Raw genomic sequence first — 24,497 nt, forward strand, 5'->3', positions numbered from 1 at the left:
GTAGAGATGACCGACGTTTACATTTGCGCCTATACCCGCACCCCCATCGGCCGCTTCGGCGGCACGCTGGCCCCGGTGCGGGCCGATGACCTTGGGGCGGTCCCGCTCAAGGCCCTGATGGCGGCCCATGACTTCGACTGGACCGCTGTCGACGAGGTGCTCTTCGGCTGCGCCAACCAGGCCGGCGAAGACAACCGCAACGTGGCGCGCATGTCCTCGCTGCTGGCGGGCCTGCCCGAGAGCGTGCCCGGCGGCACGATCAACCGGCTCTGCGGCTCCGGCATGGATGCGATCATCACCGGCGCCCGCGCGATCAAGGCCGGCGAGGCCGAGCTGATCGTGGCCGGCGGCGTCGAAAGCATGACCCGCGCGCCCTTCGTGATGCCCAAGGCCACCACCGCCTTCAGCCGCTCGAACGAGGTCTTCGACACCACGATCGGCTGGCGCTTCGTCAACCCGCTGATGAAGAAGCAGTACGGCGTGGATTCGATGCCCGAGACGGGCGAGAACGTGGCCGAGGACTTCAACATCTCGCGCGAGGACCAGGACGCCTTTGCCCTGCGCTCGCAGCAGAAGGCCGCCGCGGCCATCGCCTCGGGCCGTCTGGCCAAGGAGATCACCCCGGTGACCATCCCGCAGCGCAAGAAGGACCCGATCGTCTTCACCACGGATGAGCATCCGCGCGAGACCACGCTGGAGAAGCTGGCCAAGCTGCCGACACCCTTCCGCGAAGGCGGGTCGGTGACGGCGGGCAACGCCTCGGGCGTGAACGATGGCGCGGCTGCGCTGATCCTCGCCTCGGAAGCCGCGATCAAGAGCCACGGGCTGACCCCGATCGCCCGCGTCCTCGGCGGGGCCACCGCCGGTGTCGCGCCGCGCATCATGGGCTTCGGTCCCGCGCCTGCCTCGAAGAAGCTGATGGCGCGCCTCGGCCTGAAGATCGACGACTTCGACGTGATCGAGCTGAACGAGGCCTTCGCGTCCCAAGGTCTTGCCACGCTGCGCGACCTCGGCGTGGCCGACGATGATGCCCGGGTGAACCCCAACGGCGGCGCCATCGCGCTTGGCCACCCGCTCGGCATGTCGGGCGCCCGGATCACCGGCACCGCCGCGCTCGAGATGAAGCTGAACGGCGGCAAGCGGGCGCTGGCCTGCATGTGCATCGGCGTGGGCCAGGGCATCGCCATCGCGCTGGAAGCCGTCTGAGGCACGCCTCACGGACTGGGAAAAGGCCCCGGGAAACCGGGGCCTTTTGCGTTTCCCTCTCCATTCGGCATCCAAGAATTTTCGAAAAATCTTGGGAAAATTCTTCGAAGAATTTTCCGCGCCCCGGGCGGGCGGCCCGCGCCCCTGACCGGAAAATGCGCATTTTCCGGACCGTTTTCTGCGCAGAAAACGGCGGGCACCTCACTCGCGGCTCAGCGCCTCCACCGGGTCGAGTTGCGCGGCCGAGCGGGCGGGCAGGAAGCCGAAGGTCACCCCGATCAGCGTCGAGGAGAGGAAGGCCGCCAGCATCGCCACCAGAGAGAAGCTGAGCCGCAGGTCGGCGTTGAGCTCGCTCACCAGCGCACCGCCCGCAAGCGCGGCCAGTACCCCCAGCACCCCGCCCACGAGGCAGACCAGAACCGCCTCGATCAGGAACTGGCTCACGATGTCCGAGCGCCGCGCGCCGATGGCGATCCGCACGCCGATCTCTTTCGTCCGTTCGGTCACCGAGACCAGCATGATGTTCATCACCCCGATGCCGCCCACGATCAGCGAGATCACGGCGATCATCGCCACCAGCAGCGTCATGGTCTGGGTGGTGGAGGTGATCGTCGCGCGGATCGTGTCGGAGTTCTGCAGGAAGAAGTCCTTGGTCCCGTGCCGCTGCAACATCAGCGCCTCGATCTGCGCCTCTGCGGTGGCCATGTCGTAGTCGTCCGAGACCCGGACGCCGATGCTGTCCACGTTGTCCTGTCCGGTGATCCGCGACATCGAGGTGGTATAGGGCACCCAGACGTTCAGCGAGGAGGGGCCGAAACTGGCCCCGGAGGAGCGCACCACCCCGATCACCCGCACCGGCACCCGGCCCAGCAGGAGCACCTCGCCGATAGGGTCCTGCCCGCTTGCGAAGAAGGTGTCGCGTGTGTCCTCGTCGATCACCGCGACCTGTGCCCGGTCGGTCACCAGCGCGGCGTCGAAGACGCTGCCGGTGACGGTCTGGTAGGAATGCACGTCGAAGTAGTCGCCGCTGACGCCGTTGATCGTGGCCGTGGCCTCGGTATTGCCGTAGATCACCGAGGCCGAGGAGGAGACCGCAGGCGAGACGCCGAGCGCATAGTCCTGAAGGCTCAGCGCATCCGCATCCGCCGGCACCAGCGTCTTGATCCGGCTGGCCCCCCGCGCGCCGAAGCCACTGCCCGCCCGCACGGTGATCGTGTTGGTGCCGAGCGAGGAGATGTCCTCGAGGATCTTCTCCTGGCTCCCGGTGCCGAGCGCAACCACCAGCACCACCGAGGCGATGCCGATGATGATCCCCAGCATGGTCAGGAAGCTGCGCAGCCGATGCGCCAGCATGGCGCGCAGCGACATGGTCGCGGCCTCCTTCAGGCGCAGCAGCCCGGCCATCGGGCCGCTCGTCCGGGGCCTTCGGGGCAGGCGCTCGGGCTGGGCCGGGGCGTCGCCCTGCTTGCGGGTGTCCGCGGTGATGCGCCCGTCGCTGATCTCGATCACCCGGTGGGCGTGGGCGGCGACCTCGGGGTCGTGGGTCACCATGACGATCGTGTGGCCGCGGGCGTTCAGGTCCAGCAGCAGGGCGATGAGTTCGGCGCTCGACTTGGTGTCGAGCGCGCCGGTGGGCTCGTCCGCGAGGATCACCTCGCCGCCGTTCATCAGCGCCCGCGCGACGGACACTCGCTGCTGCTGGCCGCCCGACAGCTCCGAGGGGCGGTGGTCGAGGCGGCTTTCCAGCCCCAGTTGCGCCAGCAGGTCGGCGGCGCGGTCACGGCGGCTGGCGCGGGTCTCGCCGGCGTAGATCGCGGGCACCTCCACGTTGCCCACGGCGTCGAGATCGGGCAGCAGTTGATAGCGCTGGAAGATGAAGCCGAAATGCTCGCGCCGCAGCCGGGCCAGTTCGTCGGGCTCCAGCCGGGATACGTCCTGCCCGTCGAAGTGGTAGGTGCCGCTGGTGGCCCGGTCGAGACAGCCGAGGATGTTCATCAGCGTCGACTTGCCCGAGCCGGAGGCCCCGATGATCGCCACCAGTTCGCCGGGATGAATGTCGAGGTCCACGTCGCGCAGCACGGTGATCGTCTCCGATCCCGCCTGGAAGCTGCGGGTGATGCCGCGGACGGAAATCAGCGGATCGGTCATGTCAGAACCCCATCGGGCGCGGGCCCCCGCGGCTCGACGATGTGCTGCTGGCCGCTGCCACGGCCGCGCCGGTCACCACGCGGTCGCCCTCGGAGAGGCCGGAGGTGATCTGCGCCGTGACCTTGTTGTTCAGCCCGACCTCGACCGCCACGCTGCGCGGTGCGCCGGTTGCCGGGTCCACCACCTGCACCGTATAGCCGCTGCGGGCCGAGCCCTTCAGCGCGGCGGCGGGCAGGGTCAGCGCGCCCTCGGCGCGGTCCAGCACGATGGAGACTTGCGTCGTCATCCCGATCCGCAGGGTATGATCCGGGTTCTCCACGTCGAAGAGCCCGTTGTAGTAGATCGCCTCGTCGGTCGAGATCGTGTCGCTGTCCTTGATCTCGGAAGGTGCGGGTTCCACGTCGCGCACGGTGGCGGTGAACTGCTGCTCCGGCTCGCCGAGGATGGTGAAGCGCACCTCCTGACCGGCGCGCACATGGACCACGTCGGCCTCCGAGATCTCGGCCTTCACGACCATCTGGTCGAGGTTGGCCAGCTTCACGATCGTCGGTGCATCTGTGTTGGCGTTCACCGTCTGGCCCTCGTTCACCACGATGGCGACGACGGTGCCAGTGATCGGCGCGGTGATCCGGGTGCGGTCCAGTGCGATCTGCGCGGTGGAGACGGTGACCTCGGCCTTGTCCTTCTGGGCGGCGAGCGCGGCCAGATCGGCCTTGTAGACCTGCACGTCGGCGGTCGCGCTCTCCACGTCCACCTGCGAGGTATAATTCTGGGCCTGCAGCTTTTCGGCCCGCTCCAGCAGCAGCTGCGCCTTGCGCAGGTTGGCTTCGTTCGCGGCGATCTGGGCCTCGATCTGGGCGAGGTCCGCCTTGGCCTGAAGCACGTCGTTCTGCTGGTCCTGATTGTCGATCTGGGCGATCAGGTCGCCTTCCTGCACCTGCTGGCCCAAGGTCACGGCCAGCGTCTCGACCTGACCGGAGACCCGCGCCCCGACCGAGATCAGCTGCTGCGCCTCGATGATCCCGGAGGCAAGGACGGTTTCCTCGACGGTGCCCCGGGCGACGGGCGCGGTGGTCAGCTGTACCGGCGGCTCAGGCTTGAAAAACTGGCTCCAGACGGCATAGCCGCCGCCCCCGAGAAGCAGCAGCACGATCGCGATTTTCAGATATTTGGGCATCCGGCAGCCTTTCCCCGCGTTCCGGTTCCATCGTGACGTGACACGCAGGGCGGGGCGTATTCCGTCGGAACCGTGACGCCGCGTCACGGGACGCGGCGGGGGTGGAGTGCTGAACGGTAGGGCTGAGACGTGGCCAAGTCGGGCCGTATGACGCCCGGATCAGGCAAGCATCAGGGCAGGGGATCGGTGCGGAACAGCGTGACCTTCAGCCCGCCATGGGCAATCGGCGCCTGCGTGGGCAGGAAGGGCAGGGCGGTGGCCTTGGCCAGCCCCGCGTCCGAGGTCACGATGCCCACGCGCCAGCCGCTGAAGCGTTCCTTGAGCACCGTGCCCATGGCGCCGTGGAGTGCGAAGAGCATCTTCCGGTTGCCGATCCGCGTGCCGTAGGGCGGGTTGATCATGACGAGGCCCGGCGGGCCCTCGGGGCGCTGCACCTCGCTGAGGGGCGCGCAATGGAACCGGGTGATCCCGGCCACGCCCGCGCGCTCTGCATTGGCGGTGGAGGCCCGCACCGCGCCCTGATCCCGGTCGGAGCCGTAGAAGACCTGCGCCGTGTCGCGCGCGGGGCCGCTGCGGCGCAGGGCCTCGCAGGCGGCGGCGTCATAGGTGGCGAGGTCCTCGAAGGCGAAGCGCCGGGCGCGGCCGGGCTGAAGCCCGAGCGCGATTTCCGCCGCCTCGATCGGGAAGGTGCCCGATCCGCACATCGGGTCCAGCACCGGCTCGTCCCCGGTATAGCCGCAGCCGCGCAGCAGCAGGGCGGCCATCGTCTCGCGCATGGGGGCCTTCACCACCGCCGTCTTGTGGCCGCGCTTGTGCAGCCCCTCGCCGGAGGTGTCGACGCTGAAGGTCACGAGGTTGTCGTCGATCCGCACCTTCAGCACCAGCGACGCCTCGGGAGAGATCGTGGCGCCGAGGCTTTCCTTCAGCGCGGTCTCGATCCGCTGGGTCGCGGCCCCGGCGTGGTAGATCTTGGACTTCTGCGTCGTCGTCTCCACCCGCAGCGGCACATCGGCGCGCAGCACGTCCGCCCACGGGAATTTCCGCGACCGCTTGTCGAGCTGGGCAAGGTGGAAGGCGCGGAACTCACCGATCCGCACCAGCACGCGGCTGGCGCCGCGCAGCTCGAGGTTGGCGCGCCAGACCTCGGGCCAGCCGCCCCGGCAGGTGACGCCGCCGGGCAGCTGCGTGGCGCCCTTGAACCCCGCCTCGCGCACCTCGTCGAGCAGGAGCGCCTCCAGCCCCGGCGGGCAGGAAAGGAAGATCTTGTAATCGGTCGGGGCGGTGGCGGTCTGGGTCATGGGGCCTTCTATCCGGTTGCGGGGCAGGGGGCGAGAGGGAAACGCCTGCCCGGATCGGTCGCAGGTACATGCCTGTCGCATGTTTTTTCCGCCCCGCCCCCTTGGCAAGGCATCCCGCGCCGATAGGCTGGCCCGCAGCGAGTCCCGCGCCCGCGCCCCGATCCCCTGTCCGGTCGGGGCAGGACGCCCCTGCGCAGGAGACCCCTATGGCAGACCACATCACCGGCCCCTCCGTATCTGCTGCGGACCGGGAGACCCGACCGGTTCGTCGCGCCCCGCCGGCCGCGAAAACGCCTCCGGGCGGGGTGCGCCGCGCCTGTCCCGGCGCGTCCGGGCCCGGTTTGCCGGCGGCTCCGGCCTGACAACGGGTTTTGCCTGAACGTCACGACGACCGCAGCCGCGACGTCATCTTTGCATCGGTCAAAAGGCCGGTGCCACATTCCCCCACCACGCGAAAGTCTGAACAAAATGCCCACCGACGCCACCCAGCCCCTCATCTTCGACGGCCACAATGATCTCGTCCTGCGCTTGCTGACCGGCAAGGTCACCGCCGCACAGGTCGCCGAAGGCCTCGAAGACGGCCACATCGACCTGCCGCGCAGCCGCGTGGGCGGCTTTGCCGGCGGGTTCTTCGCGATCTTCGTGCCCAGCCCCGCCGACAACTCGCTGGCGAAGGACGCGATGCGCGCGGCGGAATACGACCTGCCGCTGCCCGCGATGCTGGACCAGCAGATGGCGCTCAAGGAAACGCTGAAGGGGTTCGATCACTTCGACGAACTGGAAGCGGCGGGGGTCATCAAGACCTGCACCACGGTGGCCGAACTGGAAGCCGCGCTGCCGGGCGATGCCATGGCCTGCGTGCGCCACATCGAGGGCGCCGAGGCGATCGGCCCCGACATGGAGGCGCTGCACCAGCTTCATGCCCGCGGCCTGCGGTCGCTGGGCCCGGTCTGGAGCCGCCCGACGATCTTCGCCGAGGGCGTGCCCTTCCGCTACCCGTCCTCGCCGGACATCGGCGGCGGGTTGACCGAGGCCGGCAAGGCGCTGGTGAAGGAGTGCAACACGCTCGGCATCATGCTGGACCTGTCGCATATGAACGAGAAGGGCTTCGACGACGTGGCGGCCCTGTCGGATGCGCCGCTGGTGGCGACTCACTCCAACGCCTGGGCGATCTGCCCCCATGCCCGCAACCTCACGGACCGGCAGCTTTCGGTCATCGCGGAAAGCGACGGCATGGTGGGCATCAACTTCGCCTCGGGCTTCCTGCGGCCGGATGGCCAGATGGATGGCGACTTTTCCCTTGACGTGATGATGCAGCATCTTGACCATCTGATCAAAATGCTGGGCGAGGACCGTGTCGGCATGGGCTCGGACTTCGACGGCGCCACCATTCCGGAGGGGATCAAGGATATCGCGGGGCTGCCCGCCCTGCGCGAAGCGATGCGGGCCCACGGGGTCGACGCGGCGCTGATAGACAAGCTTTGCTACGGCAACTGGATGCGCGTTCTCAGGAAAACCTGGGGCGCATGAGAAAACCGTAAAGGTTTCACCAAAACCCGACAAACCACAGGGAGAGTACCAATGAAAACGTTTACCACCTTCGGCAAGGCGGCGCTGGTCGCCACGCTGCTCGGCAGCGTCGCGATGCCCGCCTTCGCGGAAACGCCGCCGAACATGCTGGTGATCGCGAACCGGATCGACGACATCAAGACCTTCGACCCGGCGGAAAGCTTCGAGTTCGCGGGCGCCGACGTGTCGCGCAACGTCTACGAGAAACTGGTGAACTTCGACCCGCTCGACCTCGACGCGGGCTATGCGCCGCAGCTGGCCGCCAGCTGGGAGGTCTCCGAGGACGGCAAGACCATCACCTTCACCATGTCGGAGGGCCATGTCTTCGCCTCCGGCAACCCGGTGACGGCCAAGGACGCGGAATTCTCGCTGCGCCGCGCGGTGCTGCTGAACAAGACGCCCTCGTTCATCCTGACCCAGTTCGGCTTCACCGCCGACAACGTCGAGGACACGATCAAGGCGACCGATGACAAGACCCTCGTCATCACGCTCGACAAGCAATACGCGCTGTCCTTCGTGCTCAACTGCCTGACCGCCACCATCGGCGGCATCGTCGACAGCGAAACCGTCATGGCGAACGAGACCGACGGCGACATGGGCAACGCGTGGCTGCGCACCAATACCGCCGGCTCGGGCCCGTACAAGGTCATGGACTGGAAGCCGAACGAGTCGGTCATGATGGACCTGAACCCGAACTACGGCGGCGACGAGCCGGCGATGAAACGGGTGATCGTGCAGCACATCCAGGAATCCGCCACCCAGCGTCTGCAGCTGGAACGCGGTGACATCGACATCGCGCGCAACCTCTCGCCCGAAGACGTGGCCGGCCTCGAAGGCAACGCCGACGTCAAGGTCGTGGACGAGCTGCGCGGCCGCCTGATGTACTGGTCCGCGAACCAGAAGGTCGAGGCGCTGACCGATCCCAAGGTCCTCGAGGCGATGAAACTCGCTGTCGATTACAAGGGCATGGCCGACAGCTTCCTCAAGGGGCAGTACACCGTGCACCAGGCCTTCCTGCCGCTGACCTTCCTCGGCGCGCTGGAAGACAAGCCCTTCAGCTTCGACATCGAGAAGGCGAAATCGCTGATGGCCGAAAGCGGCTATCCCGATGGGTTCGACCTGAAGATCTCGGTGCGCGAAGCGCAGGAGCGGATCGACATCGCGCAGTCGCTTCAGAACACCTGGGGCCAGATCGGCATCAACGTGGAACTGATCGTCGGCACCGGCGCCCAGACCCTCGACCGCTACCGTGCGCGCGAGCATGACATCTACGTCGGCGCCTGGGGCCCGGACTATCCCGACCCCAACACCAACGCCGGCACCTTCGCCTACAACCCCGACAACGCGGATGAAGCGGGCGCAACCGGCCTGCTGGCATGGCGTAACGCCTGGGGCATCCCCGAGATGAGCGAAGAGACCCTCGCCGCCGTGGTCGAGAACGACACCGAGAAGCGGAAAGAGATGTATCTCGAGCTTCAGAAGGAGTTCCAGCAGGTCAGCCCCTTCGGCATGATGTTCCAGCAGATCGAACAGAACGCCATGGCCGCCAACGTGGAGAACTTCGTGGCCGGTGGGGCAACCACCGCCGTCTCCTACTGGGTCATCACGAAGTAAGTCGCAGAGACAGTGGCACAGACAACATCCCAGACGGGCGGGCAGCGCAGGCTGCCCGTCCCCTCGTGGCTCCGCAAGACGCTGACCACGTTCGCGACCGTGGCGATCACGCTGCTCGGTCTTCTTTTCGTGACATTCATGATCGGGCGCGTCATGCCGATCGACCCGGTTCTCGCCGTCATCGGCGAGCGGGCCACACAGGCGCAATACGACGAGGCCTACCTCGCGCTCGGGCTCGACAAGCCGCTGCTGGTGCAGTTCGGCATCTACGTGACCGACGTGCTGCAGGGCGACTTCGGCACCTCGATCCGCACCGGCAAGGACGTGAGCGAGGACATCGCCCGCGTCTTCCCCGCCACGCTGGAACTGGCCACGCTGGGCACGCTGATCGGCGTCGTCCTCGGCGTTCCGCTGGGCGTGCTGGCCGCAGTCTACCGCGGCAGCTGGATCGACCAGATCTCGCGCTTCGTCGGCCTCATCGGGTATTCCATGCCGATCTTCTGGCTTGGCATGATGGGCCTGCTGATCTTCTACGGCATCCTCGGCTGGGTCGCGGGACCGGGCCGTCTGGGGGTCTTCTACCAGGGCCTCGTGCCCGACCGGACCGGCCTGCTGCTGATCGATGCGCTGATCGCGGGCGACTGGACCGTCTTCAAGGACGCGCTCTCGCATATCATCCTGCCGGCCTGCCTGCTGGGCTACTACTCGCTGGCCTACATAAGCCGGATGACACGCTCCTTCATGCTGGAACAGCTGAACGCCGAATACGTCACCACCGCGCGGGTCAAGGGCCTGAGCGAATGGGACGTGGTCTGGAAACACGCCTTCCGCAACATCGCCATTCAGCTGATCACGGTGATCGCGCTGGCCTATGCCAACCTGCTCGAAGGCTCGGTCCTGACCGAGATCATCTTCGCATGGCCCGGCATCGGCAGCTACATCACCACCTCGCTGCTTTCCAATGACATGAACTCGGTGCTGGGCGGCACGGTGGTCATCGGCACGGTCTTCGTGGCGCTGAACATCTTCTCCGACCTGCTGTACCGCTTCTTCGATCCGAGGGCGAAATGACACTGCCCACAGCAAAACCCCAAGAGACCCTCGGCTGGCGTGCCTGGCTGACGGCGGATGTGCCCGCCTCTCGCGCGCAGGCGCGGGCGGCGGCCTGGTTCAACGGCTGGCTCCGCTTCCGGTCCAACACGCTGGCGATGGTCGGGCTGGTCATCCTGCTCTTCATCATCCTCTGCGCGGTCTTCGCACCGCTGCTGGCGACGCATGATCCCTTCGTGCAGAACCTCGGCAACCGGCTTCAGCCGCCGGGCGCGGACGGCCATATCTTCGGCACCGACAGCCTGGGCCGAGACATCTACTCGCGGCTGCTCTTCGGGGCCCGGATCTCGATCTACATCGTGCTGCTGGTGGCCCTCGTGGCGCCGCTGCTGGGGCTGATCGTGGGCACCATCGCGGGCTATGCCGGCGGCTGGGTGGACGTGACCCTGATGCGGTTCACCGACATCTTCCTCGCCTTCCCGCGGCTGATCCTGGCGCTCGCCTTCGTGGCCGCGCTCGGGGCCGGGATCGAGAACGCCGTGCTGGCGATCTCGATCACCGCCTGGCCACCCTATGCGCGGATCGCCCGGGCCGAGACGCTGACCATCCGCAACTCGGACTTCATCCACGCGGTACGCCTTCAGGGGGCAGGTCCGGTGCGGATCATCATGCGCCACATCTGGCCGCTCTGCATCTCCTCGCTGGTGATCCGGGTCACGCTGGACATGGCGGGCATCATCCTGACCGCGGCGGGCCTCGGCTTCCTCGGCCTCGGCGCACAGCCGCCGAGCCCGGAATGGGGCGCCATGATCGCCGAGGGACGCAAGTACATCCTCGACTACTGGTGGGTCGCCACGATCCCCGGTCTCGCCATCTTCTCGATCTCGCTGGCCTTCAACCTTCTGGGTGACGGGCTGCGCGACGTGCTGGACCCGAAGGAGGCCGGACGATGAGCCATCTTCTGGACGTTGAAAACCTCTGGGTGAAATTCCCGACCCGCAACGGCGTCTTCGACGCGGTGCGCGGCATCTCCTTCTCGCTGGGGCGCGAGCGCCTCGGCATCGTGGGCGAGTCCGGTTCGGGCAAGTCCATGACGGGGCGGGCCGTGCTGCAGCTGATCCGCAAGCCCGGCCGGGTCGAGGCCGACCGGATGGAGATGAACGGCACCGACCTGCTAGGCGCTTCCGACAAGGCGATGCGCAAGATCCGGGGCCGCCATATCTCGATGATCATGCAGGATCCGAAGTATTCGCTGAACCCGGTGATGAGCGTGGGCCAGCAGATCATCGAGGCCCTGCGCACCCACGAGAAGGTCTCTCAGGTGGAGGCCCGCAAGCGCGCGCTGGAGATGCTGGACGCCGTGGCGATCCGCGATCCCGAGCGGGTCATGGGGCTCTACCCGCACGAGGTGTCGGGCGGCATGGGGCAGCGGATCATGATCGCCATGATGCTGATCCCGAACCCCGAGATCCTGATCGCGGACGAACCCACCTCGGCGCTGGACGTCTCGGTCCAGCTTCAGGTGCTCGAGATCATGGACAAGCTGGTGAAGGACCGGGGCATGGGGCTGATCTTCATCAGCCATGACCTGAACCTCGTCTCCAAGTTCTGCGACCGTGTCGTGATCATGTATGCCGGGCGGATCGTGGAGGTCTGCGAGGCTTCCAAGCTGCACGAGGCCAAGCATCCCTATACCCAGGGCCTGCTGAACTCGGTGCCCGATCTCGTCCATCCCCGCCCGCGGCTGGAGGTGCTGACGCGCGATCCGGCCTGGCGCGAAGCCCCATCGGTGAGTGCCCTGCTATGAGTGCGATCGACATCAACGCGCTGAACGTCTGGTTCGGCGAAGGCGACGACCGCAACCACGCGGTCAAGAACGTCTCTCTCAAGATCGCCAAGGGCGAGAGCTTCGGTCTGGTGGGCGAATCCGGGTCCGGCAAGTCCACCGTGCTGCGCACGCTGGTCGGCCTCGTGGATGACTGGGACGGCCGGATGGAGGTCGACGGCAAGGTGCTGGGCCGCAAGCGGGACGGGGCCTTCTACAAGACCGTACAGATGGTCTTCCAGGACCCCTACGCCTCGCTGCATCCGCGCATGACCGTGGACCAGGTGCTGAGCGAAGTGCTCAAGCTCCATGGCTTCAAGGACGTGAACGACCGGGTGAACCGCCTGCTGGAGCAGGTGGGCCTCGGCGGCGGGTTCCGCTTCCGCTATCCGCACCAGCTGTCCGGCGGGCAGCGGCAGCGGGTGGCCATCGCGCGGGCGCTGGCGTCCGAGCCGCGCATCCTGCTGCTGGACGAACCGACCTCGGCGCTCGACGTCTCGGTGCAGGCGGAGATCCTGAACCTGCTGACCGACCTGCGGGCGGAGTTCGGGCTGACCCACCTGATGGTGTCGCACGACCTCGGCGTGATCGGGCACATGTGCGAGCGGATCGCGGTGATGCAGTTCGGCGAGATCGTCGAGGAACTGGACGTGGAGAACATGCGCAAGCTGAGCGCGGGCCACGCCTACACGCAGCACCTGCTGGAAAGCTCGCTGGGCAGCGTGCGCTGAGCGGCGAAGAGAGACACCGAAAGGGCCGTCCGGGAGACCGGGCGGCCCTTTTGGCTTGAAGGAGTGCCCTTGGGTGGCGGCCCCTTTCGCGGGGACCTGCTCCAGAAGCCGGTCCGCCCGGCGCGCTCTGCTCACCGTGTCCTGCCCGGGCTGTGTCGCACGGCCTGTGGCCATCGTACCGGGCGGCCCGCCGTAACGACCACGTCGGGACGTGCCGCATCAGACCGCGCCGCTGAACCTCCTAAAGTTCCACGCAAAATTCGCCTGCGCGCGCTCCCGCCTGTTTCTGCGCTCCCTCTCAGCGCCTAATCGCCTGAGCCCCGGTCCCGCCAGAAAAGGGGGGAACAGACCGCGCCGGCCGCCGTTCTCCCCTCACGATGCCGGCGGCGAGGAGGCCCCGGCCAGCCAACGAAGACTTGTCTGAAGAGGAGACACCCATGTTCGGTAAACTCGTTACCCTCACCACCGCCGGCGTTCTGGCGACGACCACCGCAGCCTTCGCAGCCACCGATGCGACTGCCGTCACCGATCTGAACCTGCGCGCAGGCCCCTCGTCGCAATCCGCCGTCATCGGCGTGATCCCGAACCAGTCCCCCGTGTCGATCACCGAATGCTACGGCACCGGCGAATGGTGCGAGGTCAGCTACAACGGCCAGGAAGGCTGGGCCTACAGCCCCTACCTGACCGCGTCGATGAGCGGCACGCCGGACCCGGTCGTGGTCTATGACAACCGTCAGGCACTCGACATCCAGACCGTCGAGAAGGACGGCACCAAGGAAGAGGGCGCGCTGGTCGGCGGTGCCGCAGCCGGTGCCCTTGCCGCCTCGCTGGCCGCCGGCCCGATCGGCGTCGCGGGTGCCGCCATCGCGGGTGCCGTTGCGGGCTCCGCCTCGCAGCCCGGTGACGAGGTGACGACCTACGTGCGCCAGAACCCGACCCAGCCGGTCTACCTGAACGGTGAAGTGGTCGTGGGCGCAGGCGTGCCGCAGGAAGTCCAGCTCCAGCCCGTGCCGGAGAGCGATTACTCCTACGTCTACATGAACGGCGTGCCGGCGATCGTGAATCCCGCTGACCGCACGGTGGTGCAGGTCGTGCGCTAACCGCACGCGATCGCAAGTCGTGCGCTAACCGCACGCGATCGCAAGTCGTGCGCTAACCGCACGCGATCGTAAGTCGTGCGCTAACCGCACGCGACAGCAGGTCGTGCGCCCCGCGGGCGCTCCCGGCCTCTGACGACCCGGACGCCGCGCCCGGACGGCGTGCAGGGCCCGGTCCGCATAGCGGGCCGGGCTCTTTGCATCTGTTGGGCCACGGCTGGGCCATGTGGCGGCCGGGCAAACCCGCGTGAGCGGCATGCTGTCCCCTTGACCCGCGTGGCCCCGCCCTGCATGACAGCCGCGCACAGGCGGGCGGGGGCGTCCTCCTGTTCCGTGAAGCAGGGGAGACAGTGAATATGGCGCGCAGACCCGTGGACCCGGCCGCAGCCGACCGGGACAAGTCCCGCAACGTGGGCGCCCTGCGCGAGCTCTGGCCCTACATCGCCCCCTATCGCCGGCTGATGGCCGGCGCGATCCTCGCCCTTGTGCTCACAGCCTGTGTCTCGCTGATCCTGCCCATGGCCGTGCGCCGGGTGATCGACAACTTCGGCGCGGGCGAGACCCAGATCCTCGACATCTACTTCGGCGCGGCCATCGGCATCGCCGCACTTCTCGCGCTTGGCACCGGGCTGCGCTATGCGCTTGTCACCCGTCTTGGCGAGCGGGTGGTGGCCGATATCCGCAAGGCCGTCTTCGGCCGTGTCATCGGCATGAGCCCCACCTTCTACGAAAGCCACATGACCGGCGAGGTCCTGAGCCGGATCACGACGGACACGACGCTGATCCAGTCGGTCATCGGCTCCTCTGTCTCGATTGCGCTGCGCAACATGCTGATCTTTGCGGGCGGCATGGTGCTGATGCTCTTCACCTCGGCCAAGCTGACCGGGCTGGTGCTGCTGATCGTCCCGCTGGTGATCGTGCCGATCCTCGTGCTCGGCCGCCGCCTGCGGGCGCTCAGCCGCGAGAACCAGGACTGGATCGCGCAATCCTCCGGCAATGCCTCCGAGGCGCTTCTGTCGGTGCAGACGGTGCAGGCCTTCACCCACGAGGCGCCCTCGCGCGCGGCCTTCGACACGGTGACGGAGCAGAGCTTCGACGCCGCCCGCCGCCGCATCTCGACCCGGGCGTTGATGACGGTGATCGTGATCTTCCTGATCTTCACCGGCGTCGTCGGCGTGCTCTGGATCGGGGCCCATGACGTGCGGGCGGGCACCATGTCCTCCGGCGCGCTGGTGCAATTCGTGATCTATGCGGTCATGGTCGCGGGCGCGGTCGGCGCGCTTTCCGAGATCTGGGGCGAGCTGCAGCGCGCCGCCGGTGCGACCGAACGTCTGGTGGAACTGCTGCGGGCGCAGGACAGTGTTACCGATCCGGTGAGCCCTGTCGCGTTGCCCGCGCCGGTGCGCGGCGGTCTGAGGTTCGAGAGCGTCAGCTTCCGCTATCCCTCGCGCCCGACGCAATCGGCGCTGGAGGACATCGACCTGACGATCCAGCCCGGCGAGACGGTGGCCTTCGTCGGCCCCTCGGGGGCGGGCAAGTCGACGATCATCCAGATGATCCTGCGCTTCTACGACCCGGCGGCAGGCCGCATCACCCTGGATGGCACGGATATTTCCGAGATCACCCGCCACGAACTGCGCCAGTCGCTGGCGCTGGTGCCGCAGGACCCGGTGATCTTTGCAGCCTCCGCGCGGGAGAACATCCGCTTCGGTCGCCCCGGTGCCTCGGATGCCGAGGTCGAGGCCGCCGCGCGCGCTGCCGCGGCCCATGACTTCATCGTGGCCCTGCCGCAGGGCTACGACAGCCCGGTGGGCGAACGGGGCGTCATGCTCTCGGGCGGGCAGAAGCAGCGCATCGCCATCGCGCGAGCGATCCTGCGCGACGCCCCGGTGCTGCTGCTGGACGAGGCGACCTCGGCGCTGGATGCCGAGAGCGAGCGGCTGGTGCAGCACGCGGTGGACGAACTGTCGAAGGACCGCACCACGCTGATCGTGGCGCACCGCCTCGCGACGGTGAAGAAGGCCGACCGCATCGTGGTGATGGAAGAGGGCCGCATCGTGGCACAGGGCTCGCACGATCAACTGGTCACGCAGGACGGTCTCTATGCCCGCCTCGCGCGGCTGCAGTTCACCGACGGCATCGCCGCGGAGTGATCCCCGGCACCTTGCCGGACCGTTCTGTCGAAGACGTGAAAAGAGGCTGAGGGGAGACCCTCAGCCTTTTGCACCAAGACCCATCTGCATCAGCATCCGCCGCACAGGGGCCGCGCCATAGAGCGCCCCCAGCGTTGCAGCGCGCAGGTCGCGCAGGGGCTGCGCGTGGATTTGCGAGGCGCGGTTCAGCATGTCGATGCCGGCGGCCCGCAGCGTTACCTCGCCATGGCGGGCGCGGTGGTAGTCCTCCATCATCTGCCGGTCGCCCAGACCCGCCGGGCGCGCCACCGCAAGGTCGCGCAGGCAGCGCAGGTCGCCGAGGCTCATGTTCAGCCCCTGCGCCCCGATGGGCGGCACGACGTGGGCGGCCTCGGCCATCAGGGCGACCCGCTGGCCCGACATGCGATCCGCGACCTGAGAGATGATCGGCCAGACCGAGCGCCGCGTCAGCAGGGTCAGCGGCCCGAGAATCCCGGTGGAGCGCTCCATCATCGCGGCCTCGAACGCCTCGACGGGCAGCTGTGCCAGCCGGTCGACCTCGGCCCCGTCCTCCATCCAGACGATGGCCGAACAGGGGCCGCCGTCGCGGTCGGGCAGGGGGACCAGCGTGAAGGGCCCGCCGGAGCGGTGCACCTCGGTCGAGACATTCTCATGCGGGACGGGATGCGACACGGCGAAGGCGAGGGCCTTCTGCCCGTAGCGGATCGTCTTCGCGCCGATGCCTGCCGCCTGCCGCATGGGCGAGTTGCGCCCGTCCGCGGCCAGCACCAGCTTCGTGCGGATGCGGCTGCCGTCGGTCAGGCGCACGAAGGCTTCCGTCTCGCGGGTCAGCAGGCTCTCTGTCCCCGTGCCGGGGCGGAAGGTGACGTTGGCGAGCTCCTCGATCCGGGCCAGCATCTCGCGCCGCAGCAGCCAGTTGGGCAGGTTCCAGCCAAAGGGCAGGTCGCCCAGATCCGAGGCCTCGAAGTCGCGCACGAGGCGGGCCGTGGGCTCGGTCCCGCCCGCGTCCACGATGCGCATGATCTGCAGCGCCGCCGCATGGGGATCGAGCCGCGTCCAGAGGCCCGCCTCCTCCAACAGGGAGCGGGCCGGTTGCAGGAAGGCGGTGGTGCGCAGGTCCGCGCCCTCGGCCCCGCCATCGGTGACGGGTGGGGCGGGATCGACGCAGAGCACGGAGAACCCGGCCGCGCCCATGACGCAGGCCGCGGTCAGGCCCGCGACGCCGCCGCCGGAGATGAGGATGTCGTAACGCTGGTCCATCGGCGCTGCCTCCGCTTGGCGCCCCGATGCGGGCGCAGGTGGCCCCGCCCCCATGCGGGGCGGCCTGGCCCCTATCTAGGGCGCGGGGCGGGGAGGGGAAAGCGGCAAAGCGGCGCGGGCTACTTGCCGACGGTGATCAGGATCAGGATCGTGAACATCACCGGCACCATCGCGAGCGCGGTGAGCCCGAGGGCGACGAGGCCCCAGGTCTTGATCGCGAGGATCAGCAGCGTGGCGAGGATGACGAGCAGGTAGGGCGCATTGCCCTTGAAGTCGCGGGCGAGGTCACGGGCGAACCAGCCGATGACGGGGATCGAATAGACGAGGCCACGGGGGGCCGGGCGGGAGGCGTCGGTCATTGAGGGCTCCGGAATGAGAAGATGTGGGGGAAATGGGGGTTTCTGCCGCGTCGCGCAAAGCGACATTCCGTCCCGCTGCGGCGGGCCGCCGCAGGGATGCGAGGCGGTGGGCGGAGGTTTGCCGTTGGGGAGGGAGGACGCGCAATCTGGCTCTGGACGCCCCGGGCGTCGAGCGACATCTCTCCCCGAGACCCCGAGACCCCGAGACCCCGAGACCCCGAGACCCCGAGACCCCGAGACCCCGAGACCCCGAGACCCCGAGACCCCGAGACCCCGAGACCCCGAGACCCCGAGACCCCGAGACCCCGAGACCCCGAGACCCCGAGACCATGCGCGGGTGAGGCGGCCCGCCGGGTGTGTGATGCGTTCTTGTTATTGGGCCGACTTCGCTTCGCCGCGCCCCCTCTCGCCAGCGTTGCCGGTCAGCGAGCCGTCCCCTCTGAAGGCCCCGCCCGGCCTCAGGCCGGGCAGCGCCGTCCCGCCCCCCGTCGCCATTGGTGCTCGGACCAATGGCGCACCAATGGCGACCGGCGCTATGCGCCACCCCGCGGGACGGCACTGCCCTTCGTGGCAATTCGGGCCGTTGGAAGGGGACGGCACATGGGCACAAAGAAAAACCCCGCCGAAGCGGGGTTTTCGAACTCGTCTCATCAGGCTTGTGCGAGGGCCCTGATCATAGGCCCAGTCACCGGTCCCGGCCACTGGCCCTGATCACCGGTCCTGTCAGCCAAGTGCCTCGTCGCAGCGCTTGCAGACATGGGCGTGGGCGTGGGTCCCCACGTCCGGCAGGATCTTCCAGCACCGCTGGCATTTCTCGCCCTCGGCCTTCTCGAAGACCACGCCGACGCCCGGCACCTCGGAGAGACGGAAGGCCTCGGCCGGGGCCGCGTCGCCGGTCAGCGACAGGTCGGAGGTGATGCAGATATCCTCGAAGGACACCGACTTCAGCGCCGCCAGCATCTCTGCATCCTCGATGTGGACCACCGGGGCGGCCTCCAGCGAGGCGCCGATGACCTTGTCGGTGCGCTGCACCTCCAGCGCGGCGGTCACCACGCGGCGGGCGGCGCGGACCTTGGCCCATTTCGCCGCCAGCGCATCGTCGCGCCAGTCGGCGGGGCTCTCGGGCATGTCCTGCAGGTGGACCGAGTTGTCCTCGCCCGGGAAGCGGGACAGCCAGACGTCCTCCATCGTGAAGACCAGCACCGGCGCCAGCCAGGTGGTCAGGCGGTGGAACAGCAGGTCCAGCACGGTGCGGGCCGCATGGGCGCGCGTCGTCTCGCCGTCGCAGTAGAGCACGTCCTTGCGCACGTCGAAGTAGAAGGCCGAAAGCTCCACGGTGCAGAAGTTGAACACCGCCTGGAACACGCCCTGGAAGTCGAAGCTGCGATACCCCTGGCGCACGACCTCGTCGAGCTCCGACAGGCGGTGCAGCACCCAGCGTTCCAGTTCCGGCATGTCGGCGGGCGCCACGCGGTCCTCCTCGCGGAAGTCGCTGAGCGAGCCGAGCATGAAGCGCATGGTGTTGCGCAGCCGGCGGTAGCTGTCGGCGGTCCCTTTCAGGATCTCCGGGCCGATCCGCTGGTCGGCGGTGTAATCGGCCTGCGCCACCCAGAGCCGCAGGATGTCCGCACCGTATTGCTTCACGACCTCCTCGGGGACGATCGTGTTGCCGAGCGACTTGGACATCTTGTTGCCCTTCTCGTCCAGCGTGAACCCATGGGTGACCACGTTGCGATAGGGCGCGCGGCCGGTGGTGCCCACCGATTGCAGCAGGGAGGAGTGGAACCAGCCGCGGTGCTGGTCGGTGCCTTCCATGTAGACATCCGCGATGCCGTCCTCGGTCCCGTCGGGACGGTCGCGCAGCACGAAGCTGTGGGTCGAGCCACTGTCGAACCACACGTCCAGCACGTCATAGACCTGCTCGTAGGCCTCGGGATCGGCGGCGTCGCCGATGAAGCGGGCCTTGGCGCCGTCCTCGTACCAGCAATCCGCGCCCTCCACCTCGAAGGCCTCGGCGATGCGGGCGTTCACGGCCGGATCGCGCAGCAGGAAGTCCGGGTCGGTCGGCAGCCTGTCCTTCCGGACGAAGCAGGTCAGCGGCACACCCCAGGCCCGCTGGCGCGAGAGCACCCAGTCGGGGCGGCTTTCCATCATCGAATAGAGGCGGTTGCGGCCCGACTGCGGGGTCCACTTCACCTGGTCGATGCAGGTCAGCGCCCGCTGGCGGATCGTCTTGCCGTTCTGGTCCTGCCCGTCGTTCACGTCACGGTCGATCGCGGCGAACCACTGCGGCGTGTTGCGGAAGATGACCGGCGCCTTGGAGCGCCAGGAGTGCGGGTAGGAGTGCTTGACCCGGCCGCGCGCGATGATGCCGCCGGCCTCGACCAGCTTGGCGATCACGGTGGTGTTCGCCTTGCCTTCCTTGCCCTTGCGGTCAAAGACCTGAAGGCCCGCGAAGAACGGCACATGGGGCAGGAACTCGGATTCCTCGCCCACGTTGTGGGTCATCCGGTCGATCCAGTTGCGTTTGACGAAGCATTCGTAGTCGTCGGCCCCGTGGCTGGGCGCGGTATGGACGAAGCCCGTCCCGGCGTCGTCGGTCACGTGGTCGCCGTCGATCATCGGGACCTCGTAGTCCCAGTAGCCGTCCGCGCCGTCGAGACCGGCGAAGGGGTGTTTCATGACCGAGGCGGCAAGGTCCTCGACCGCCACGTCGCCCACACGGGTCCACATGCCCTGCTCGAGCCGCGCCTTGCCGAGGGTCTCCTCTGCCAGCGCATCGGCCAGCAGGTAGCGGTCGCCCACGGCGCACCAGCATTCCTCGGGCGTGCCCGTGACCTCGTAGAGGCCATAGGCGATCTTGGGGTTGTAGGCGACGGCCTTGTTGGACGGGATGGTCCAGGGCGTTGTGGTCCAGATCACGGCCTTCGCGCCCGAGAGCGGACCGGAGACCACCTCGAACGGCACCCAGATCGTGTGGCTCTGGTGATCGTGGTACTCGATCTCCGCCTCGGCCAGCGCGGTCTTCTCGACCGGCGACCACATCACGGGTTTCGAGCCCTGGTAGAGCGTGCCGTTCATGAGGAACTTCATGAACTCCTCGGCGATCACCCGCTCGGCATGGAAGTCCATGGTCAGGTAGGGATCGTCCCAGTTGCCGGTGATCCCGAGACGCTTGAACTCCTCGCGCTGGATCTCGACCCAGCCCTCGGCGAACTTGCGGCATTCCTGCCGGAAGTCGACGATGTTCACCTCGTCCTTGTTCTTGCCCTTGGCGCGGTACTGCTCCTCGATCTTCCACTCGATCGGCAGGCCGTGGCAGTCCCAGCCGGGAACATAGCGCGCGTCATGGCCCATCATCTGGTGCGAGCGGACGATCATGTCCTTGATCGTCTTGTTCAGCGCGTGGCCGATGTGCAGGTGGCCGTTGGCATAGGGCGGGCCGTCATGCAGCGTGAAGGGCGTGCGGCCCTCCTTCTCGCGCAGGCGGTCGTATACGCCGATCTTCTCCCAGCGGGCCAGCCATTCCGGCTCGCGCTTGGGAAGCCCTGCGCGCATCGGAAAGTCGGTTTCGGGGAGGTTCAGCGTGGTCTTGTAGTCAGGCGTCTCGGCGGACATGGATGGTCTGTCCTTCGTCGAATTGGGAAAATGAGGATGAGGGCGGCGCGGCAGCCCATGCGCCTTGTCCCGGCCGCTCCGAGGTCTCAGAGCGCCGGGCGACTAATTCGAATGATCAGCGCCGGTATCCGTGTCATGGGCGCCTTATAGGCAAAGCCCCTGCGATGGTCCAGCACCCAGCGGGGGGCATGGCCGCAGCACCTCATCTTTCCCCAAGTACTCCGGGGGCGCCCGCCGCAGGCGGGCGGGGGCAGCGCCCCCGCCGGGCTGTCGCAGACAGCCCGCACGGACTTTTGCAAAAGTCCGGTCCGGAAAATTCGAATTTTCCGGGGGCCCAGCCGTGGCCTCGCCCGCCTCAGGTCTCCCGGTCGAAGAGCCCGGTCAGCGCCCGTTGCAGCACGTTCGTCACCCGCGGCTTGCGCAGCCGGTCGAAAGGCAGGGGGCGGCAGACCTCCATGGCGGCGATGCCCACGCGGGCGGTCAGCGCCCCGTTCACCACGCCCTCGCCGAAGCGGCGCGACAGTTTCGTCAGCAGGTGCCCGCCCGCGACCGAGCCGATCAGGTCATCGCCCACCGCCACGGCGCCGGTGGCCACTAGGTGTGTCATCACCGCCCGCGTCAGCCGGAGCGAGCCCAGCGTGCCCGACCGCCCGCCATAGATCTCGGCAATGCGCCGGATCATCCGCAGGTTCGCGGTCAGCGCCGTGACCACGTCGGCCAGTGCCAGCGGCAGCAGCGCGGTCACCGTGGCGACCTGCCGGGCCGCGGCCTCCACCTCGCGCCGGGCGGCAGCGTCGAGCGGGGCCATCAGCTGTGCCTCGGTCAGGCCCAGCAGGGCGGCGGCATCGAACTGCTCCGGCCCCTGCCGGGCGAGGGTCTCGCGTGCGAGGGTCAGCTCGGGCCCGTGGCCATAGACCCCCTCGAGCTGCTTCACCAGCTTGCGGGCGCGGCCGAGGTCGGCCTCGGCCAGCGTGGCCACGGCCTCCTCGTGCAGCCGGTCCATCCGCGCGAGGCGCGAGAAGGCGGCGATCTCCTTGACGGCGATCGCCAGCAGCACCAGCACGAAGGCGGCAAAGAGCACTGCCACCGCGAGCCCCAGCAGGGGCACCTGCGCGATCAGCCCGGTGACGAAGCTCCAGGCCGCGACCGAGATCACCACACCGATCAGCGTGACCAGCAGCGACCAGAACCACCGCGCCAGCCGCGAGGGGCGGCGTGCGGCCAGCGTGGCGACGGTCTGCATCGCGCGGCCCTCGGGGGCGGGGGCCACGGGATCGGGGACCGGCGGTGCGCTGTCGGGTCCGGGCCGGGCCTCGCCCTCGTCCAGTTCGAAAAGCCGTGGCCCGCGGCGGGGCCCGCGCGGGGACCTGTCGTCGTCGCTCTTGTCGTCACGCGTGTCGGGGCTCATTCCTGCGCCTCCCTCGTCCAGACCATCTTGATGTCGGGCAGGGCCTCGTCGTTGCCCTCGCCCATGCCGCGTCCGGCCTCGGTAAAGCCTTGGGCGGTGTAGAAGGCGCGCGCGGCGGCATTGGCCTCCAACGTCCAGAGGATCAGCCGGTCGCTCTCGCGCTTGGCCTCCTCCAGCAGGCGCCCGCCCAGACCCCGGCGGCGGGCGCGGGGATGGACGTAGAGCGCGTGGATCACCTCGCCCTGCCGTGCGATGAAGGCGACCACGCCGCGGCGGTCGCGGATATGGCGCACCCAGCCGTCGCGCACGATGCGATGCATGACGCGCAGGTCGGTCCGGCGGCTGCGCACCTGCGGCAGCCAGGGCGTCGCGCGGGTGAAGGACCACAGCACCCGCGTCAGCGCGGGCGTATGCCAGACCCGCGCGCGGCGCGGCGCACCGGCCCGCAGGGCCTCGGGCGGGCCTTTCGGCCGCGCGGGGCGGGTCACAGCCGGTCCCCGATCAGGAATTGCGCCGCCTGGTCGAGGCGGATGTGCGGCGGTCCCTCGCCGGGTTTCAGCCGCAGGGGCGCCGGGGCAAAGCCCATGATCTGGTAATCCCCGTCGAGCCACTGCGCCTCGCCGGCCCGCGCCGGGTTCAGCAGGCGCGCCGGGTCGTCCGGCAGGTCGCCGGGATAGAGCGCGGCCAGCTTGCCGGTCTCCATAAGTCGCCCGCGCACGCAGTCGAGGCTTTCGCCCTCGTGGGTCATCGTCTCTTCCACCGTGGCGCGCAGGGCGGCGATGGCCATGGCATGTGTCTTCGCGCCCGCGAAATTCGCACGGTCGGCGGCATCGCGGACCAGCGCCTGCATGATCCCGGTCAGGCGGCCATGCTGGGAATGGTGCAGGTGATCGGCCTTGGTGGCGGCGAAGAGGATCTTCTCCACCCGCTTGCCCATGAGGATGCGGGTCAGGAAGGCGTTCCGCCCGGGCCGGAAGGCCCCGAGGATGTCGGACATGGTGCGGCGCAGGTCCTCGACCGCCTGCGGCCCCTTGTGGATCGCGCCGAGCGCATCGACCAGCACCACCTGCCGGTCGATCCGGGCGAAGTGATCGCGGAAGAAGGGCTTCACCACCTTGGACTTGTAGGCCTCGTAGCGCCGCTCCATCTCGCGCCAGAGCCCGCGGCGGGGGGCGTCGCTTTCGGGCGGCAGCGGCGCGAAGGTCAGGACCGGAGAGCCCTCCATCTCGCCCGGCAGCAGGAACCGGCCCGGCGTCAGGTCGGAGAACCCGGCCTTGCGCGCGCCTTCAAGGTAAGTGGTGAACCCGCGGGCGAGGGCCTGCGCATCGGCCTCCTCCCAGTCGCGTCGGCCCGACATCCGGGCGGCCTGCGCAAGGAAGGCCTCGGCCGCGGGGCGGGAGGCGATCCGGTCCAGCGCCTCCTGCGACCACTCCGCATAGGATTTCTCCAGCAGGCCGAGGTCGAGCAGCCATTCGCCGGGATAATCCACGATGTCGAGATGCACGGTGCGCGGCCCGGACAGGCCGCCGAGCAGGCCGGTGGGGCGCACCTTCAGGGAGAGGCGCAGCTGGCTGACGGTGCGGGTGCTGTCTGGCCAGTGCGGCTCGGCGCCCGTCAGGGCGGCCATGTGGGCCTCGTAGTCGAAGCGAGGCAGCGTGTCGTCGGGCTGTGGTTGCAGGTAAGCGGCGGCGATGCGCCCGTCACCCGCTGCGGCCAGCTGCGGCATCCGCCCGCGGTCCAGCAGGTTGGCCACCAGCGAGGTGATGAAGACGGTCTTGCCGGAGCGCGCAAGCCCCGTGACCCCCAGCCGGATCACCGGCTCGAAAAAGGTCTCCGAGACCCGGTCGCCCACTGCCTCGACCGAGCGGCTCACGCCCTCGGCCATTGCCCCGATCACCACTTGCCGTACCCTGCCGTCCTGTCCATTGACCTCAAGATAGGGGCGCACGGGGCGTGTGACCAGTGTCAGGACCCGCAGCAGGGG

General features: G+C 68.4%; 18 protein-coding genes. 9 read left to right on the plus strand and 9 right to left on the minus strand.

The window, feature by feature from the left end; translation table 11 throughout:
• Positions 1-6: 6 nt before the first annotated feature.
• On the plus strand, positions 7-1,206 hold the full coding sequence (pcaF, locus tag ACX9MO_RS11295) for a 3-oxoadipyl-CoA thiolase (protein ID WP_462211908.1): 1,200 nt from the start codon (positions 7-9) through the stop codon (positions 1,204-1,206).
• A gap of 201 nt (positions 1,207-1,407) precedes the next feature.
• On the opposite strand, the gene ACX9MO_RS11300 is transcribed toward pcaF, so the two are convergent.
• From ACX9MO_RS11300 to ACX9MO_RS11310, 3 genes are all read right to left on the minus strand, one after another.
• Positions 1,408-3,354 carry a MacB family efflux pump subunit gene (locus ACX9MO_RS11300; protein WP_462211909.1) on the minus strand — a complete coding sequence of 649 codons (1,947 nt, stop codon included), beginning with the start codon at positions 3,352-3,354 and terminating at the stop codon, positions 1,408-1,410.
• 1 nt (position 3,355) lies between these two features.
• On the minus strand, positions 3,356-4,531 hold the full coding sequence (locus ACX9MO_RS11305) for an efflux RND transporter periplasmic adaptor subunit (protein ID WP_462211910.1): 1,176 nt from the start codon (positions 4,529-4,531) through the stop codon (positions 3,356-3,358).
• A 170-nt stretch (positions 4,532-4,701) separates the two neighbouring features.
• Complete coding sequence (locus ACX9MO_RS11310) at positions 4,702-5,829, minus strand: THUMP domain-containing class I SAM-dependent RNA methyltransferase (protein WP_462211911.1); 1,128 nt, start codon at positions 5,827-5,829, stop codon at positions 4,702-4,704.
• Positions 5,830-6,297: 468 nt separating this feature from the next.
• Here ACX9MO_RS11310 and ACX9MO_RS11315 point away from each other — a divergent pair, with 468 nt between their 5' ends.
• From ACX9MO_RS11315 to ACX9MO_RS11350, 8 genes are all read left to right on the plus strand, one after another.
• Positions 6,298-7,359 (plus strand): dipeptidase, encoded by a 1,062-nt coding sequence (locus ACX9MO_RS11315; RefSeq protein ID WP_462211912.1) that lies wholly within the window; start codon positions 6,298-6,300, stop codon positions 7,357-7,359.
• Positions 7,360-7,410: 51 nt separating this feature from the next.
• A complete protein-coding gene (locus ACX9MO_RS11320) occupies positions 7,411-9,012 on the plus strand; it encodes an ABC transporter substrate-binding protein (RefSeq protein WP_462211913.1) in 1,602 nt (533 codons plus the stop codon).
• A gap of 138 nt (positions 9,013-9,150) precedes the next feature.
• Positions 9,151-10,083 (plus strand): ABC transporter permease, encoded by a 933-nt coding sequence (locus ACX9MO_RS11325; protein WP_462214447.1) that lies wholly within the window; start codon positions 9,151-9,153, stop codon positions 10,081-10,083.
• Positions 10,080-11,015 (plus strand): ABC transporter permease, encoded by a 936-nt coding sequence (locus ACX9MO_RS11330; RefSeq protein ID WP_462211914.1) that lies wholly within the window; start codon positions 10,080-10,082, stop codon positions 11,013-11,015. Before ACX9MO_RS11325 ends, ACX9MO_RS11330 begins: the two co-directional genes overlap by 4 nt.
• On the plus strand, positions 11,012-11,869 hold the full coding sequence (locus tag ACX9MO_RS11335) for an ABC transporter ATP-binding protein (protein ID WP_462211915.1): 858 nt from the start codon (positions 11,012-11,014) through the stop codon (positions 11,867-11,869). The genes ACX9MO_RS11330 and ACX9MO_RS11335 overlap by 4 nt, the downstream gene beginning before the upstream one ends.
• Positions 11,866-12,618 (plus strand): ABC transporter ATP-binding protein, encoded by a 753-nt coding sequence (locus ACX9MO_RS11340; protein WP_462211916.1) that lies wholly within the window; start codon positions 11,866-11,868, stop codon positions 12,616-12,618. The genes ACX9MO_RS11335 and ACX9MO_RS11340 overlap by 4 nt, the downstream gene beginning before the upstream one ends.
• 437 nt (positions 12,619-13,055) lie before the next feature.
• A complete protein-coding gene (locus ACX9MO_RS11345; protein ID WP_222493471.1) occupies positions 13,056-13,718 on the plus strand; it encodes a DUF1236 domain-containing protein in 663 nt (220 codons plus the stop codon).
• A gap of 353 nt (positions 13,719-14,071) precedes the next feature.
• Complete coding sequence (locus ACX9MO_RS11350; protein ID WP_222493469.1) at positions 14,072-15,868, plus strand: ABC transporter transmembrane domain-containing protein; 1,797 nt, start codon at positions 14,072-14,074, stop codon at positions 15,866-15,868.
• A 60-nt stretch (positions 15,869-15,928) separates the two neighbouring features.
• On the opposite strand, the gene ACX9MO_RS11355 is transcribed toward ACX9MO_RS11350, so the two are convergent.
• The 6 genes from ACX9MO_RS11355 to ACX9MO_RS11380 form a co-directional block, all read right to left on the minus strand.
• The gene (locus ACX9MO_RS11355) at positions 15,929-17,128 is read right to left on the minus strand and encodes a UbiH/UbiF family hydroxylase (protein WP_462211917.1); all 1,200 of its coding nucleotides are present in this window, start codon (positions 17,126-17,128) and stop codon (positions 15,929-15,931) included.
• A gap of 119 nt (positions 17,129-17,247) precedes the next feature.
• A complete protein-coding gene (locus ACX9MO_RS11360) occupies positions 17,248-17,487 on the minus strand; it encodes a hypothetical protein (RefSeq protein WP_222493466.1) in 240 nt (79 codons plus the stop codon).
• A gap of 723 nt (positions 17,488-18,210) precedes the next feature.
• Positions 18,211-21,105, minus strand: coding sequence for an isoleucine--tRNA ligase (ileS, locus tag ACX9MO_RS11365; RefSeq protein ID WP_462211918.1), 2,895 nt, complete (start codon positions 21,103-21,105; stop codon positions 18,211-18,213).
• Between the two features lie 355 nt (positions 21,106-21,460).
• On the minus strand, positions 21,461-22,513 hold the full coding sequence (locus tag ACX9MO_RS11370; protein WP_462211919.1) for a YcjF family protein: 1,053 nt from the start codon (positions 22,511-22,513) through the stop codon (positions 21,461-21,463).
• Positions 22,510-23,001: a GNAT family N-acetyltransferase gene (locus ACX9MO_RS11375; RefSeq protein ID WP_315900514.1), complete on the minus strand. Its 492-nt coding sequence runs from the start codon at positions 22,999-23,001 to the stop codon at positions 22,510-22,512. The genes ACX9MO_RS11370 and ACX9MO_RS11375 overlap by 4 nt, the downstream gene beginning before the upstream one ends.
• Positions 22,998-24,413, minus strand: coding sequence for a YcjX family GTP-binding protein (locus ACX9MO_RS11380; protein WP_462211920.1), 1,416 nt, complete (start codon positions 24,411-24,413; stop codon positions 22,998-23,000). The genes ACX9MO_RS11375 and ACX9MO_RS11380 overlap by 4 nt, the downstream gene beginning before the upstream one ends.
• Positions 24,414-24,497: the final 84 nt, after the last annotated feature.

Source organism: Pseudooceanicola profundus (genome assembly GCF_054919315.1).